The following is a 15,543-nucleotide window of genomic DNA, read 5'->3' as shown; positions in this document are numbered from 1 at the left end:
CCGCTGGCGTAGTTGATCGCTCGGGCAAAGATTAGTTGCCGGCGCTCGCCAACATGTAATAGCAAGCGGCGAGCAGCAGCGCGAAGGACAGCAACAGGCAGGCGACGCCGACGCGCGTCAGCAGATTGGGCCAGCGAGCGCGAGGCAACGCGTCCATGCGCACGACGCGCCGCGCGAGTCCAGGATCGCGGCCGATGGCAACCGGCACGAGCGCGACGCACAGCAGCGCAAGCGCGATGGCAATGATTTCGAGGGCGGGGAGGGTGTGCATGGCGGGGCGTCTTCAGATTCTGATTCGCGCGGGGGGCGCAACCGATCAATCTTAAGAAGGCGTCCTGGTGCCAGGAATGGGAGCTGTCCTAAAATTAGGGGCGCCCACTGTGTCCGCTGGCGCGCGATTCCGGGAATGAGGCGCGTCGTGTGCGGGGCTGGCGCTCCTTTCGTCCGCTTCGGCACGCGGCCGTTTCTCGCGGTTCCTCCGAGAGCGACATGCTATGCTTTTGGGGTCCAGATCACGAGACGTCATGCGCGCTCGAGACCGCCGAACACTTTCGAGGAGAACCCTTCATGTCGATGCGAACCCGTGTCCTGTCTCAACTGACCGCCGGTAGCCTGTTGCTGGGTACTGCGATCGGAGCACACGCTGCGAATCTTGGCTTTCTGAACGACACGCCGATCAGCTACATGAAGCAACGCGACATCGACTCCGTCAAAAAGGCGGTCTTCGCCGCACTGAACGAGAAGCAGGACGGCGAAACCGCGACCTGGGTCAACGAAGGCACGGGCAATAGCGTGAAGATCGACGCCGCGATCACGATGGCCAGCACGGCCAAAGACGGCGATCGCACCTGTCGCGACGTCGGCGTCGTGCTGAATGCCAAGGGGCAATCGATGAACCTGCGCCCGCAGTTCTGCAAGCAGGGCAGCGGCACCTGGCAATTGCAGAAAAAGCACTGAGCATGCAGGCCTTGATGGCGGCGCGCGCCGGTTGGCACCGGAGGCGGCCCGAAGCCGTGCGCGTGCATGTCGGCGGATTTGTGCGGCTGCTTGAAATGGTGCGGCGATGAGCACTCGGATAATTTCGTGCGGCATCGTCTTGCTCGACCCGGACGGCCGCGTGCTGCTTGCGCACGCCACCGAAACGTCGCACTGGGACATCCCGAAAGGACACGGCGAAGAAGGCGAGGCGCCGCACGTCACCGCGTTGCGCGAGATGGTCGAGGAGACCGGTATCGTCATCGAGCCCGAGCGTCTGAAAGACCTCGGCTTGTTCGTCTATCGGCGCGACAAGGATCTGCATCTGTTCGGCGCGCGTGCCACCGTCGATGAACTCGATCTGAGCGTGTGCACCTGCACGTCGCTCTTCCCGCGCCGCTCCGACGGCACGCTGATCCCCGAAATGGACGCCTACCGCTGGGCCGCGCCGGACGAGGTGGACAAGTATGCGAGCCGCAGTCTCACGCGGCTCTTTCAGACCACGCTGTCACTCGCGGAACTGCATCGGTCGCTGTAGCGGCGAGGCCGTAACCGCGCGACGCTTCAGTCGAGTGCGCGGTCGTTCGGATGCGCGAACAGGGCGCGGTTCTGCTCCGACAGCGGAAAATTCAGATTGATGCCGTGCGGCGGAATGGGTTGTGTGAACCACTGCTTGTACAGACGCTCCGCTTCACCGGAAGTCTGGCCGCGCGCGATCACGCCGTTGACGAGGGTGCGGAACGGCTCGTCGCCTTTGCGGAACATGCACGCGTAGACTTCGTAGCCCAGCGGCGTGCCCGTCACCACGAAATCGTCGGGACGCGGATCGGTCGATTTGAATCCGTACACGATCGGCTCGTCCATCACGAAGGCCACCGCGTGGCCGTCCTTGAGCGTGTTGAATGCCTCGGAATGGTCGCGCGCGCTGGTAATGCGCATTTTCAGAAGCTTGTCGGTGTTCAGGCGGCGCAGCAGACGTTCATCCGAAGTACCCGCGGTCGTCACGACCGCTTTGCCGGCCAGATCCTGAAAATCCGTGATGCCGGCGTTCTTGCGCGCGATCATGCGCACCGCATACTGGAAAAAACTGTTCGAGAACGCGGCCACGTTTTCGCGTTCCACCGTGTGGGTGGTCGAGCCGCATTCCAGATCGATCTGGTTGTTCAGCAGCATCGGCGTGCGGTTCGACGAGGTCACCGTGATCTCGTGCACCTTCAGTTGCGGCATGCCGAGCGTTTTCTTGATCTCTTCGACGATCTGCAGCGCGATGGTCTGCGAGTAGCCGACCGTGCCCTTGCCGTCGAAGTAGGAAAAAGGAATCGACGCTTCACGCACGCCGAGCACGACCACGCCGTCGTCGTGGATTTTTCTCAGCGTGCCGGTGAGTTCATCCGTCTGGGCGGAGCAGGCGAGAGACGCCGCACCGAAGGTGGTCAGCGCCACGAACGCGCAACGTGCGCCATGGACGAAACGCGCGGCGTATGCCGTGCGCCCCGTCGCGTGCCGGATACTGGCCCTGCGGCGGCCTGCAACTTTCATCGGACCTCCCGGACTGGCGTTTGCGGATGCCGCGCCGTCACTGTCGATGGAACATGGTGCAACAAAACGGCGTGCATCTTCGATCAAGACGCACGCCGAATCCAACCTCAGATGCGCGGTAAAAGGGTGCGTCCAGATTACGCCGGCTTGCCCCAACTGTCGCGCAGACTGACGATGCGATTGAATACGGGCTTACCCGGCTTCGAATCGACGCGGTCGGCGACGAAATAGCCGTGACGCTCGAACTGATAGCGCTGTTCCGGCAGCGCTTCGCGCGCGCCCGGCTCAAGGTAGGCGTTGACCACGCGCTTCGAATCCGGATTCAGCGCTTCGAGGAAATCGCGGCCGCTGGCGTCCGGTTGCGGTTCCTTGAAGAGGCGGTCGTAGATGCGCACTTCGGCCGGGCACGCGGCTGCCGCGCTGACCCAGTGGATGTTGCCCTTGACCTTATAGTTGTTCGCGCCTTCGGTGCCCGATTTGCTGTCCGGGAAATAGTTGCAATGGACCGCGACGATGTTGCCGTTCTCGTCCTTGTCCGCGCCGACGCATTCGATCACGTAGCCGTAACGCAGGCGCACCTTGTTGCCCGGGAACAGGCGGAAATAGCCCTTCGGCGGCGTTTCGTTGTAATCGTCGCGTTCGATCCACAGTTCGCGCGAAATCGGAAACTCGCGCACGCCCATTTCCGGATGATGCGGATGGACCGGCGCATTGCACGGCTCGGTGACGCCTTCCGGAAAGTTGTCGATGATCAGCTTGACCGGATCGAGCACGGCGGCGGTGCGCGGCGCTTTTTCGTCCAGATCGTCGCGCAGCGCGCCTTCGAACACGCTCATGTCGATCCAGGAATCGACCTTGGTCACGCCGATGCGCTCGCAGAACAACTGGATCGATTCCGGCGTGAAGCCGCGCCGACGCACGCCAACAATGGTCGGCATGCGCGGATCGTCCCAGCCGTCCACATGGCCTTCGGTCACGAGTTGCAGCAGCTTGCGCTTGCTGGTGATCGCGTAGGTCAGGTTCAGGCGCGAGAACTCGATTTGCTGCGGCAGCGGGCGCGTGAAAATGCCGGCCTCGGCGAGCTCGTTCAGAATCCAGTCGTACAGCGGACGATGGTCTTCGAACTCCAGCGTGCACAGCGAATGCGTGATGTTTTCCAGCGCGTCCGAGATGCAGTGCGTGTAGTCGTACATCGGGTACACGCACCACTTGTCGCCGGTACGGTAGTGATGCGCGAAGCGGATCCGGTAGATCACCGGATCGCGCATGTTGAAGTTCGGCGAAGACATGTCGATCTTCGCGCGCAGCACGTGCTCGCCTTCCTGGAACTCGCCGGCCTTCATGCGGCGGAACAGGTCGAGATTCTCCTGCACCGAACGCTCGCGGAAGCGCGACGGCGTGCCGACTTCCGTGGCCGAGCCGCGGTTCGCGCGCATTTCTTCGGCCGACTGGCTGTCAACGTAGGCCTTGCCGCGCTCGATCAGCAGTTCGGCGAATTCGTACAGCTTGTCGTAGTAGTCGCTCGCGTAGTAGAGCTCGGCCTTGCCGTCTTTTTCCCACTCGAAGCCGAGCCAGCGCACGGCGTCGATGATCGAGTCGACGTATTCGACGCTTTCCTTTTCCGGATTGGTGTCGTCGAAGCGCAGATGGCACACGCCGCCGTAGCTGCGCGCCACGCCGAAATTCAGGCAGATGCTCTTGGCGTGACCGATATGCAGATAGCCGTTCGGCTCGGGCGGAAAGCGCGTTTCGACGCGCTGGCCCCACTTGCCGGTGCGGTTGTCGTCGTCAATGATGTTGCGGATGAAATTGGATGCCGCTGGCGCGTCGTTGCGTTCGGTATTCATGCGAGATGGTGAGAGTCTGTCGGGGGCGCGCAATGCGTCCTCTTATTCGACAATTCTACCTGACGCGTCCCGTCGCGGCAGGCGAGTGCGGCGTGCCGCCAACGTTTGAGCCATTTTGACGGTAATTCAGGGGGCTGGCGGCGCTGTAACAGGAGGTAAAACGTTTTGTTCACGCGAGCGCCGCCGACTTAGGATGCGAGCGGCGCGGGTTCTCCCGCGAGGGCCGCACGGGATGCCCGCGTGAAGTGTCCTGGCGTGTTCTGGCGCCGCAATGGGCCGTATGCGCCCGCTTTCGGTCCGCCGCATCGAGCAGGCAGTCAGGCCGCGTTTCGTTCGGTGTGAGTCGGTGGCGGGCAACCATCGCGCGCATTGAGACGCCCATTAGCCGCCTCGCCTTACATGACCGCCGCCCGATTTTTCCCCCGGGGCAGTGCAGCTTGCGCCGGAACGCGCAGCGCGTGCACTCGTCGCAGCCGTCCACGCAGGCCGCATCGCCCTTTGTCGCCTTGCACGATTTCCTGCCGTTCGTGCACCATGGCGCCCTCAGTTGCCGGAGTTTCTCGGATGTCTGTCCCGACGCACGGCGCGCCTCGCGCGCCTTTCACCTTTCTTTCCCTGACCCGGATCCTGACCGTGTCGGCCGTGCTCGCCGCTTTTGCGGGCGGCGCGGCCGCGCCCGCGGTCGCGCTGGCGAAAACACCGCCGCCCAAGGCCGTGCTCGACGCGTCGGCGGTGGCCGTGCCGGACCGCTACAGCGCGGACACGGCGCAGCAGATCTTCGCCGCCGGCGGCAACGCGGTGGATGCCGCCGTCGCCATCGCCTTCACGCTGGCCGTGACCGCGCCGGATGCGGGCAACCTCGGCGGCGGCGGGTTCATGACCGTGTTCATGGACGGCAAGCCGTACTTTCTCGACTATCGCGAGAGCGCGCCGCAACAGGCGACCCGCGACATGTATCTCGACGACAAGGGCAATCTGCTGCCGAGCATGAGCGCCGTCGGGCACCGCGCGGTGGGCGTGCCGGGCACCGTCGAGGGCATGTGGGAGGCGCAGCAGCGTTTCGGCAAACTGAAGTGGAAGCAGGTGCTCGCGCCCGCGATCCGCTATGCCACCGACGGCTTCCAGGTCGAACCGTGGTTGCAGCAACGCCATGACGCGGCGGCGAAGAGTTTCGCCGGCAAGACCAACTTCGACGCCTACTTCTCCAATCTCAAGGCGGGCGTGACGTACCGCCAGCCTGAACTGGCGCAGACCCTGTCGCGCATTGCAAGCGACGGCGGGCGCGAATTCTATGAAGGCCGCACCGCCGACCTGATCGCCCAGCAGATGTACGGCCACGGTCTCGTCACGAAACAGGATCTGATTCAATACAAGGCCGTGTGGCGCCAGCCGCTTACCGCCGACTGGAACGGTTATCAGGTCGTCACCGCGCCGCCGCCGAGTTCGGGCGGCGTGGGTCTGATCCAGATGCTGAAGATGAAGGCCGACTTGAAGCAGGCGTTCGATGGTCTTGAGCTGAATTCCGTGCCGTACATCCATCTGATCGCGCAGATCGAGGACCGCGTGTTCGCCGATCGCCAGCAATACCTGGGCGATCCGGATGCGTACAAGGTGCCGACCGGCAAACTGATCGACGACGCCTACCTCGCGCAGCGCGCCGACGAAGTCAAACCCGACGAAGTGCCGGGCGCGACGCCGGTCAAGCCTGGCCTCGGCGACGCGGCGCCGGAGAAGGCGCAAACCACGCATTTCTCGGTGGTCGACAAGTGGGGCAACGCCGTGTCGAACACTTACACGCTGAACGGGGACTTCGGTTCGGGCGTGGTGGTGGACGGCGCCGGCTTTCTGCTGAACGACGCCATGGACGACTTCGTCACCAAACCCGCCGGCGCGAACGCGTCCGGCGCAAGCGGCGCCGAACTGAACACGGTGGCGCCGGGACGCCGTCCGCTGTCGTCGATGACGCCGACCATTCTGCTGAAGGACAACAAGGTGTCGCTCGTGATCGGCACGCCGGGTGGCTCGCGCATCCTGACGTCGATCTTCCAGGTGATGACCGACCTGTATGACTTCAACATGTCGCCCGCCGACGCGCTCGCCGCGATGCGTTTCCACCACCAGTTGTTGCCGCAGAAGACGATCTATTTCGAGCCGTATCGTCCGATCACGGGTGAACTGGCCGAGCAGTTACAGGCCAAGGGCTACACGCTCGAAGGGCAGTCGTTCAACGGCGACGTGCAGATGATCCGTATCGAGGGTACGACGCCCGTGCCTGCGGCGGATCCGCGCGGTGTGGGCGTGGGGCGCGTGATGCATTGACGCGGCGATGCGGGCTTGCGCCGGCGCGAGCAAATACCGCAGGCCAAAAACAATAAACTGCAATTGACAACCTTCGACGGGGAACGCGGATGAGCGCACGAAAACAGTCCACCACGCTGGTTCTGCCGGGCTACCAGAACTCCGGCGCCGGCCATTGGCAGACGCGTTGGGAAGAACTGAATCCGGCATTCGTGCGGGTGCGGATGCCGGACTGGGATCACCCTGAGCGCGACGCCTGGTGTCGCACACTCGACGCCGCCGTGGCCGCCGCCGATGCGCCCGTGGTCTTCGCCGCGCATAGCCTCGGCTGCCTGACGACGGCATTCTGGGCGGCGCAATACGCGAGCGCCGCGCAGCTTGCGAAGGTGGCGGGCGCGTTGCTGGTTGCGCTACCCGATCCGGGCGAGGCGCATTTTCCGCGGGACGCGCGCGGTTTCGCACCTGTGCCGCTCGAGCGCTTGCCGTTTCCGACCATTGTCGTCGCCAGCAGCGATGATCCCTACGGCGGCGTGCCGTTTTCGCAGACTTGTGCGAACGCGTGGGGCAGCCGCTGGATTGACCTCAGCGCGCGTGGCCATATCAACGCGGACAGCGGACTCGGCGATTGGGACGAAGGGCGTGAGTGGCTGGAGTCGTTCGGGCCGCGCTAGCCGGCCGCGCCGTCGATCTGGAAGCCCGTTTCTGGGCTACGTTCATCCCGGCGTTACGCTGCACACCTCGCATCTTCGGACCTCGCGGCAGCCTGACCGCAGACTCAAATCACGGACTGGCTTCGCAACGCCGCAATCCTGGCTTCGTCATAGCCCAGCACGTCGCGCAAGATGCTCTCCGTATGCTCCCCGAGGGTGGGCGGATGGGCAAGCGCTTCGGGCGGCGTGCCTGTCATATTGATCGGATTGCGCACCAGCTTGACCGTTCCGCCCGACGGATGCGGCAGATCCACCTGCAGCCCGCGCGCCACCACCTGCTCGTTCTCGAAGACTTCGCCGAGATCGTTGATCGGCCCGCACGGCACACCCGCCGCTTCGAGCGCGGCGATCCATTGCTGCTTGCCCTGCAGGCGGACCATCTCCGAGAGAATCGGTACGAGGATGTCGCGGTTGCGCACCCGCGCCGGGTTGGTGGCAAAGCGCTCGTCGTCCGCCAGTTCCGGGCGGCCGCCCGCTTCGACGAACTTGCGGAACTGCCCGTCGTTGCCGACCGCGACGATGATCCAGCCATCGCTCGTCTGGAAGGTCTGGTACGGCACGATGTTCGGATGCGCATTGCCCCAGCGCACCGGCGGCTGGCCGCTCGCCAGGTAGTTCGAGTTCATGTTGGCAAGCATCGCGACCTGCACGTCGAGCAGCGCCATGTCGATGTACTGGCCTTCGCCCGTCCGGTCACGGTGGGTGAGGGCGGTGAGCACGGCGATGGTCGAATACATGCCGGTCATGAGGTCGGCGATCGCGACGCCGGCCTTCTGCGGGCCGCCGCCCGGCTGGCCGTCGCGCTCGCCGGTAATGCTCATGAAGCCGCCGATGCCTTGCACGATGAAGTCGTACCCGGCGCGCTGCGCATACGGCCCGGTCTGCCCGAAGCCGGTCACCGAGCAATAGATGAGGTCCGGCTTCACTTCCTTGAGCGACGCATAGTCCAGGCCGTACTTCTTCAACTGGCCGACCTTGTAGTTCTCCAGCACTACGTCGCTCTGCGCGGCCAGCTCGCGAATGATCCGCTGACCTTCGGGAGAGGCGATGTCCACGGTGACCGAGCGCTTGTTGCGGTTCGCCGCAAGGTAGTACGCGGCCTCGCGCGTGTCCTCGCCTTCCGGCGTCTTGAGGTACGGCGGGCCCCAGTGGCGGGTGTCGTCGCCCACTTCGGGGCGTTCGATCTTGATCACGTCGGCGCCGAAATCGGCGAGAGTCTGCGCGCACCAGGGGCCGGCGAGTACGCGTGTGAGATCCAGCACGCGGATATGACTGAGAGCGCCCATATTGTTCGATGTCTCCTTTGTCGACCAGAGTTAACGCTTTAGCGCTTAGTCTGGTCCCATGCAAGGCGGGTCCCATGCACGTAGTTGCGAGTAGCCAGGCGGCGCGCGAGGCGCTGCGGGATGGAGGCAATCTTAAGCGATTCCCGCGCGCACGCGCAGTCGGCCGAACGGCATAGGACGAATGACGGGCCCCGCAAAGCGCCGTTATGTCCCGCGCCGCCCGCTCAAACCTGGCCGAACGGCCAACCATGCAGCCCGCCCCGCCGCGCACGGGCGCCGATCCCGTATAATCAGTCGTTTAAGAAACAAACAGTTGGCGCATCCCACGATGCCGCCGGTAACAGCCAGTGAACTGGCAAACCCGTCCCCCGCCCGCTATGAAAGCCGCAGAAATCCGCGAGAAATTCCTCAAGTTCTTCGAATCGAAGGGCCATACGATCGTTCGCTCGTCGAGCCTTGTGCCCGGCAACGACCCGACGCTGCTCTTCACCAATTCGGGAATGGTGCAGTTCAAAGATGTGTTCCTCGGCGCGGAATCGCGCCCGTATTCGCGTGCCACGACCGCGCAGCGCAGCGTGCGCGCCGGCGGCAAGCATAACGATCTGGAAAACGTCGGCTACACCGCGCGTCACCACACGTTCTTCGAAATGCTGGGCAACTTCTCGTTCGGCGACTACTTCAAGCGCGACGCGATTCACTACGCGTGGGAGCTGCTCACGGGCGTGTACCAGCTGCCGAAAGACAAGCTGTGGGTCACCGTCTATCACGAAGACGACGAAGCGCACGACATCTGGGCGAAAGAGGTGGGCGTGCCGGTCGAGCGCATCATCCGCATCGGCGACAACAAGGGCGCGCGCTACGCGTCGGACAACTTCTGGCAGATGGCCGATGTCGGTCCGTGCGGCCCGTGCTCGGAAATCTTCTACGACCACGGTCCGGACGTTTGGGGTGGCCCGCCGGGATCGCCCGAGGAAGACGGCGACCGCTACATCGAGATCTGGAATCTCGTGTTCATGCAGTTCAGCCGCGACGCGCAAGGCAACATGACGCCGCTGCCCAAGCAGTGCGTCGACACCGGCATGGGTCTGGAGCGTATCGCCGCCGTGCTGCAGCACGTGCACAGCAACTACGAGATCGACCTGTTCCAGGCGCTGATCAAGGCGGCCGGCCGCGAAACCGGCGTGAGCGATCTGACCAACAACTCGCTGAAGGTGATTGCCGATCACATCCGCGCGTGCTCGTTCCTGATCGTCGACGGTGTGATTCCGGGCAACGAAGGCCGCGGCTACGTGCTGCGCCGCATTGTGCGCCGCGCGATCCGCCATGGCTACAAGCTGGGCAAGAAGGGTTCGTTCTTCCATCGCATGGTGGCCGACCTCGTCGCGCAAATGGGCGGCGCGTACCCGGAACTGAAGGAAGCCGAACAACGCGTGACCGACGTGCTGCGTCAGGAAGAAGAGCGCTTCTTCGAGACCATCGAACACGGCATGTCGATTCTCGAGAGCGCGTTGGCCGACCTCGAAGCCAAGGGCGGCAAGACGCTCGACGGCGAACTCGCATTCAAGCTGCACGACACGTACGGCTTCCCGCTTGATCTGACGGCAGACGTGTGCCGCGAGCGCGAAGTGACGGTCGACGAAGCCGCCTTCGACGAAGCCATGGCGCGTCAGCGCGAGCAGGCTCGCGCGGCGGGCAAGTTCAAGATGGCGCAGGGCCTCGAATACTCGGGCGCGAAGACCACGTTCCACGGTTACGAAGAAATCGTCTTCGACGACGCAAAGGTAATCGCGTTGTATGTGGACGGCGCCTCGGTGAAGGACGTGCGTGGCGGCCAGCAGGCTGTCGTCGTGCTGGACCACACGCCGTTCTACGCGGAGTCGGGCGGCCAGGTCGGCGACCAGGGCGTGCTGGCCAACGCGAGCGTGCGCTTCGCGGTGAGCGATACGCTGAAGGTGCAGGCCGACGTGGTCGGTCATCACGGCACGCTCGAACAGGGCACGCTAAAGGTAGGCGACGTCGTCAAGGCGGAAATCGACGCGGTGCGCCGCGCTCGCACGCAACGCAACCACTCGGCCACGCACCTGATGCACAAGGCGCTGCGTGAAGTGCTCGGTTCGCACGTGCAGCAGAAGGGCTCGCTCGTCGACGCGGACAAGACCCGTTTCGACTTCGCGCACAACGCGCCGATGACGGACGAGCAGATCCGCCGCGTCGAAGAAATCGTCAACGCCGAAGTACTGGCGAATGCGCCCGGTATCGTGCGCGTCATGCCGTTCGACGAAGCGGTGAAGGGCGGCGCGATGGCGCTGTTCGGCGAGAAGTACGGTGACGAAGTGCGCGTGCTCGACCTGGGCTTCTCGCGTGAATTGTGCGGTGGTACGCACGTGCATCGCACCGGCGACATCGGCCTCTTCAAGATCGTGATGGAAGGCGGCGTGGCGGCGGGCATCCGTCGCGTGGAAGCGATCACGGGCGACAATACCGTGCGCTTCGTGCAAGACCTCGACGCGCGCATCAATGCGGCCGCGGCCGTGTTGAAGGCGCAACCGTCGGAACTGACGCAGCGGATCACGCAGGTTCAGGATCAGGTGAAGTCGCTGGAGAAGGAACTGAGCGCGCTGAAGTCGAAGATGGCGTCGAGCCAGGGCGACGAGCTGGCGGGTCAGGCGATCGAAGTCGGCGGCGTGCACGTGCTGGCGGCCACGCTCGAAGGCGCGGACGTCAAGACGCTGCGCGAAACCGTCGACAAGCTGAAGGACAAGCTGAAGAGCGCGGCGATCGTGCTGGCGTCGGTCGAAGGCGGCAAGGTGAGCCTGATCGCCGGCGTCACGGCGGACGCGAGCAGGAAGGTCAAGGCAGGCGAACTGGTCAACTTCGTGGCGCAGCAAGTCGGCGGCAAGGGCGGCGGCCGTCCGGACATGGCTCAGGCTGGTGGCACCGAGCCGGCGAATCTGCCGGCGGCGCTGGCTGGCGTCAAGGGTTGGATCGAAGCCCAGCTTTGATTCTGATGTGATCGGGTGGGCCACGCGGGGCGCCGGAAGATTGGGCGTCTAGCGTGGCCCAAGTTTTTTAAGAGTCAGGCGCGCCGGGTTTTGGATTGGCGGCGCGCCGAGCCTCGATTTTGCTGGCAGTGTTCGTTTTGATGGATGCCGGCGGTGCAGCCAAAGATCAGACTGCACCCTCCGCGGCGGTCGCAATCCCGGTCGAATTCACCGCATCCTGCCGCATCACCAGCGCCTGCTTCAGCGCGTTCAGCGCGGACGAAAAATGTCCGCGTCGCCACACCAGCAGTGTCTCGATCACGCCGATATCGGCCAGTTCATGCACGGCAATATTGCTGGCGTCGGTCTGCAAATTCAGCACCGACCGAGGCGCGACCGCAACCCCCGCGCCGGCGGCCACGCAGGCCACGATCGCGTGATAAGAGCCCAGTTCCAGCACGCGCGCCGGCCTCACGCCGTGCTCCAGATACCACTTCTCGATATAAGACCGGTAAGCACAGCCGCGCTCGAACGCGATCAGCGTCGACAACGCAATGTCCCGAACGTCGCGAATCGGCCGATGCCCGCGCGGCGTCAGCATCACCAGTTCTTCCCGAAACAGCGGCACCGACTCGAATAAATCGCCGAGCGTGGCCGAATCCAACGGCGTCGCCACCAACGCCGCATCCACTTCGAATTCACGTACCCGCTCGATCAGCTTGCCGGTCGTGCCGATCTCGAGTTCCAGCGCGACGGCGGGCCACTGCTGGTGATAACGCGCCAGCAGTGCGGGAAGACGCGTCGCGGCGACACTCTCCATCGTGCCCAAACGCAACCGTCCGCTCGGACGATCCTCACGCACCGCGTGACGCGCTTCATCCGCGAGCGCGAGAAGGCGCTCGGCATACGGCAGCAGCGTCTCGCCTGCTGGCGTCAGCACGAGACGACGCCCGTCGCGGATGAACAGGTCGGTGCCCAATTGTTCCTCGAGCTGCTTGATGCGCGTGGTGACGTTCGATTGCACGCGATTGAGCTTGGCGGCAGCGCGCGTCACGCCGTTTTCCCGCACGACGGTGCGAAAAATGGTCAAAGCGGCCAGATCCATGATTCTCTCTCGGCGATGGGTGATATCCGAATTATTCATTTTTCGTGATTGAAAGGTCAAGCTAGTATGCAGGTACGCCATCTGACTCGTTGACTGCATTTATTGCCCTTGCCTATGAACGACCTCGCCTCCACCGCGCACGGCGGCTTCGCCGAACGTCACGCCGCCCGCCGCGCGGCGCTTGCCTGCATGGTCACGCTGGCCGTCGCGCTCGGTATCGGGCGATTCGCATTCACGCCGCTTTTGCCGCTGATGCTTCACGGCCACGGGTTCGGTCAGCCGCCGCTCGACATTCAGCATGGCGGCTGGCTGGCGTCGTTCAATTACGCGGGGTATTTCGTCGGCGCGCTCACGTGCGCGGCGCTGCGGATCGAGCCGGCGCGCATGGTGCGCGCGGGGCTCGCCGCGACGGTGTTGCTGACGCTGATGATGGGCGTGACGAGCCAGTTCTGGATCTGGGCGACGGTACGGTTCATCGCGGGCGCGGTTAGTGCCTGGACGTTCGTATTCGCGTCGCAGTGGGGCTTGCGGCGGCTCGCCGAACTTGGTGCGCACGGGTGGGGCGGGGTGATCTACACGGGACCGGGGGTGGGCATCGTCGGCACGGGGCTGCTGGTCAGCGTGGCGGGTGGGTACGGGGCCACGATCGGATGGCTCGGCTTCGGGCTGATTGCGGCGGTTCTGTCGATTGTGGTTTGGCCGGTGTTTGGCGCGGCGTCTGGCGCGGCGTCTGGCGCCGCGGCCCGACCCACCGCCGCGCAACCCACCGCGACCCAAGCCGCCGCCGCCCGACCCACCGCCACCCGACCCACCGCAACCCAAGCCACCGCAACCCAAGCCACCGCAACCCAAGCCACCGCCACCCGCGCCACCCACCACGCCGCCACCCACCACGCCGACGCCCTCTGGCTCATCTTCCTCTACGGCATCCCCGGTTTCGGCTACATCATCACCGCGACGTTCCTGCCTGTCATCGCACGTCACGCCTTGCCCGGTTCATCGTGGCCCGACCTGTTTTGGCCGATGTTCGGCGCGGCGCTGATCGTCGGCGCGCTGCTGGCGGCGCGTTTTCCGGTGCATTGGGACAACCGCACGCTGCTCGCCGGCTGCTATGTGCTGCAGGCGTGCGGCATCGTCCTCGGCATTGTCTGGCCGACAGCGGGCGGTTTCTCGTTCGGCAGCATTCTGATCGGCCTGCCGTTCACCGCGATCACGCTGTTCGCGATGCGTGAGGCGCGGCGTCTGCGTGGCGACGACGCTGCGGGTCTGATGGGTTACGCGACGGCGGCCTACGGCGTCGGTCAGATCGTTGGCCCACTGGTTGCCGCGCCGATCGCGGAGCAGACCGGCTCGTTTTCGCCGGCCTTGTGGCTGGCGGCGGGTGCGTTGCTGGTGGGCGCGGCCGGGTTGATCGTCGTCGCGCGCATCCCGCGCGGCCGGGGCCGCATGCCCGAATGCGGCTGCAACTGAGCGCACATCGGTAAAGGCGTCGCCGCCCACGCTGCAACCGCCGGAAAACAAATAACCGCAGCGCGCACTAAAATGACCGCTTTCCCGTCATCCCAGCGCGCCCATCGCCGGACGCGCCGCCCGCCATGCAACATTTCGCGTCCGACAACTACGCCGGTATCTGTCCTGAAGCGCTCGACGCGCTGATCGCCGCCAACAACAGCGGCCACGAGCCGGCCTACGGCGACGATTCCTGGACCAACCAGGTGTGCGACCGTCTGCGCGAACTGTTCCAGACCGACTGCGAAGTGTTCTTCGTGTTCAACGGCACGGCGGCCAATTCGCTGGCGCTCGCGTCGCTGTGCCAGTCGTATCATTCGGTGATTTGCCACGAGCTCGCGCACATCGAGACCGACGAATGCGGCGGCCCGGAGTTCTTCTCGAACGGCTCGAAACTGCTGACCGCGCCGGGCATCGGCGGCAAGCTCACGCCGGATGCGATCGAAGCCGTGGTCACGCGCCGCGCCGACATCCATTACCCGAAGCCGAAAGTCGTCACGCTGACCCAGTCGACGGAAGTCGGCACGGTCTACAGCGTCGAGGAAGTGCGGGCGATCGCGGCGATCGCCAAACGGCGTCATCTGAAAGTGCATATGGACGGCGCGCGTTTCGCCAACGCGGTCGCCGCGCTGGACGTGCATCCGTCGGAGATCACGTGGCGCGCGGGCGTCGACGTGCTGTGTTTCGGCGGCACCAAGAACGGCTTGCCGGTGGGTGAAGCGGTGGTGTTCTTCGATCGCGCGCTGGCCGACGATTTCGCTTACCGCCTGAAGCAAGCCGGCCAACTGGCCTCGAAGATGCGCTTCATTTCCGCGCCCTGGCTCGGTCTGCTCGACAACGACGTGTGGTTGCGCAACGCCCGTCATGCGAACGCGATGGCGCAACTGCTGCAAACGCGGTTGCAGGAAATTCCGGGCGTGAGCATTATGTTCCCCGGAGAATCGAACGCGGTCTTTGCGCAATTGCCCGCGCAAGCCGCCAAGGCCATGCGCGCGCGAGGCTGGAAGTTCTACGAATTCATCGGCGCGGGCGGATGCCGGCTGATGTGCGCGTGGGATACGCAGCCGGAAACGGTCGAGCGGTTCGCCGCCGAGGTGCGCGAGTTGTGCGCGGCGTGAGTGCTCGATGGGACTTTGCGGGATGAGCACGCGACCTAACGCGCGGAAACGGCAACTCGGGATCGCGTGGCATCGTCCACTGACCCGCGAAGCACCGATCCTCGCGCCGGCTGGAGGGCGATATTCGACACGATCGCGCGCGCCGAACAGGGCGGAATGCGAATGCCGGATGCCA

Annotated in this window: 12 protein-coding genes; 7 read left to right on the top strand and 5 right to left on the bottom strand. The window is 64.6% G+C overall.

The genetic code is table 11. The features are described from left to right. Positions 1-31: 31 nt before the first annotated feature. A complete protein-coding gene (locus B0G75_RS21025) occupies positions 32-271 on the bottom strand; it encodes a hypothetical protein (RefSeq protein WP_106309707.1) in 240 nt (79 codons plus the stop codon). A 296-nt stretch (positions 272-567) separates the two neighbouring features. Between B0G75_RS21025 and B0G75_RS21020 the strand changes: the two genes are divergently transcribed. After that, positions 568-957 carry an RT0821/Lpp0805 family surface protein gene (locus tag B0G75_RS21020; RefSeq protein ID WP_106309704.1) on the top strand — a complete coding sequence of 130 codons (390 nt, stop codon included), beginning with the start codon at positions 568-570 and terminating at the stop codon, positions 955-957. A 106-nt stretch (positions 958-1,063) separates the two neighbouring features. Further along, a complete protein-coding gene (locus B0G75_RS21015) occupies positions 1,064-1,513 on the top strand; it encodes an NUDIX hydrolase (RefSeq protein ID WP_106309701.1) in 450 nt (149 codons plus the stop codon). A 26-nt stretch (positions 1,514-1,539) separates the two neighbouring features. Here B0G75_RS21015 and B0G75_RS21010 read toward each other — a convergent pair whose 3' ends face one another. Both B0G75_RS21010 and B0G75_RS21005 read right to left on the bottom strand, forming a co-directional pair. Continuing rightward, the gene (locus B0G75_RS21010; protein WP_106309699.1) at positions 1,540-2,514 is read right to left on the bottom strand and encodes a transporter substrate-binding domain-containing protein; all 975 of its coding nucleotides are present in this window, start codon (positions 2,512-2,514) and stop codon (positions 1,540-1,542) included. Positions 2,515-2,651: 137 nt separating this feature from the next. Further along, positions 2,652-4,361, bottom strand: a complete 1,710-nt coding sequence (locus B0G75_RS21005) for a glutamine--tRNA ligase/YqeY domain fusion protein (RefSeq protein WP_106309696.1) — start codon at positions 4,359-4,361, stop codon at positions 2,652-2,654. A gap of 564 nt (positions 4,362-4,925) precedes the next feature. Here B0G75_RS21005 and ggt point away from each other — a divergent pair. Together ggt and B0G75_RS20995 are read left to right on the top strand one after the other, a co-directional pair. Beyond that, positions 4,926-6,680: a gamma-glutamyltransferase gene (ggt, locus tag B0G75_RS21000; protein WP_106309693.1), complete on the top strand. Its 1,755-nt coding sequence runs from the start codon at positions 4,926-4,928 to the stop codon at positions 6,678-6,680. An 89-nt stretch (positions 6,681-6,769) separates the two neighbouring features. After that, positions 6,770-7,330, top strand: a complete 561-nt coding sequence (locus B0G75_RS20995) for an alpha/beta hydrolase (protein ID WP_106309689.1) — start codon at positions 6,770-6,772, stop codon at positions 7,328-7,330. 104 nt (positions 7,331-7,434) lie between these two features. Here B0G75_RS20995 and B0G75_RS20990 read toward each other — a convergent pair whose 3' ends face one another. Next, complete coding sequence (locus B0G75_RS20990) at positions 7,435-8,655, bottom strand: CaiB/BaiF CoA-transferase family protein (protein ID WP_106309686.1); 1,221 nt, start codon at positions 8,653-8,655, stop codon at positions 7,435-7,437. 377 nt (positions 8,656-9,032) lie between these two features. Here B0G75_RS20990 and alaS point away from each other — a divergent pair, with 377 nt between their 5' ends. Continuing rightward, entirely contained in the window at positions 9,033-11,657 is a 2,625-nt protein-coding gene (alaS, locus tag B0G75_RS20985) for an alanine--tRNA ligase (protein ID WP_106309683.1), read from the top strand. Between the two features lie 166 nt (positions 11,658-11,823). Here the strand turns inward: alaS and B0G75_RS20980 are convergent, their stop codons facing one another. Further along, complete coding sequence (locus B0G75_RS20980) at positions 11,824-12,741, bottom strand: LysR substrate-binding domain-containing protein (protein ID WP_106309680.1); 918 nt, start codon at positions 12,739-12,741, stop codon at positions 11,824-11,826. 114 nt (positions 12,742-12,855) lie between these two features. Between B0G75_RS20980 and B0G75_RS20975 the strand changes: the two genes are divergently transcribed. Both B0G75_RS20975 and B0G75_RS20970 read left to right on the top strand, forming a co-directional pair. Continuing rightward, a complete protein-coding gene (locus tag B0G75_RS20975; protein WP_106309677.1) occupies positions 12,856-14,211 on the top strand; it encodes a YbfB/YjiJ family MFS transporter in 1,356 nt (451 codons plus the stop codon). 125 nt (positions 14,212-14,336) lie between these two features. After that, on the top strand, positions 14,337-15,368 hold the full coding sequence (locus B0G75_RS20970) for a low specificity L-threonine aldolase (RefSeq protein ID WP_012433803.1): 1,032 nt from the start codon (positions 14,337-14,339) through the stop codon (positions 15,366-15,368). Positions 15,369-15,543 lie beyond the last annotated feature (175 nt).

The organism is Paraburkholderia sp. BL18I3N2 (assembly GCF_003001875.1).
GTDB classification, from domain to species: Bacteria; Pseudomonadota; Gammaproteobacteria; order Burkholderiales; family Burkholderiaceae; genus Paraburkholderia; species Paraburkholderia phytofirmans.
This window is presented reverse-complemented; position numbering and strand designations above follow the sequence as displayed.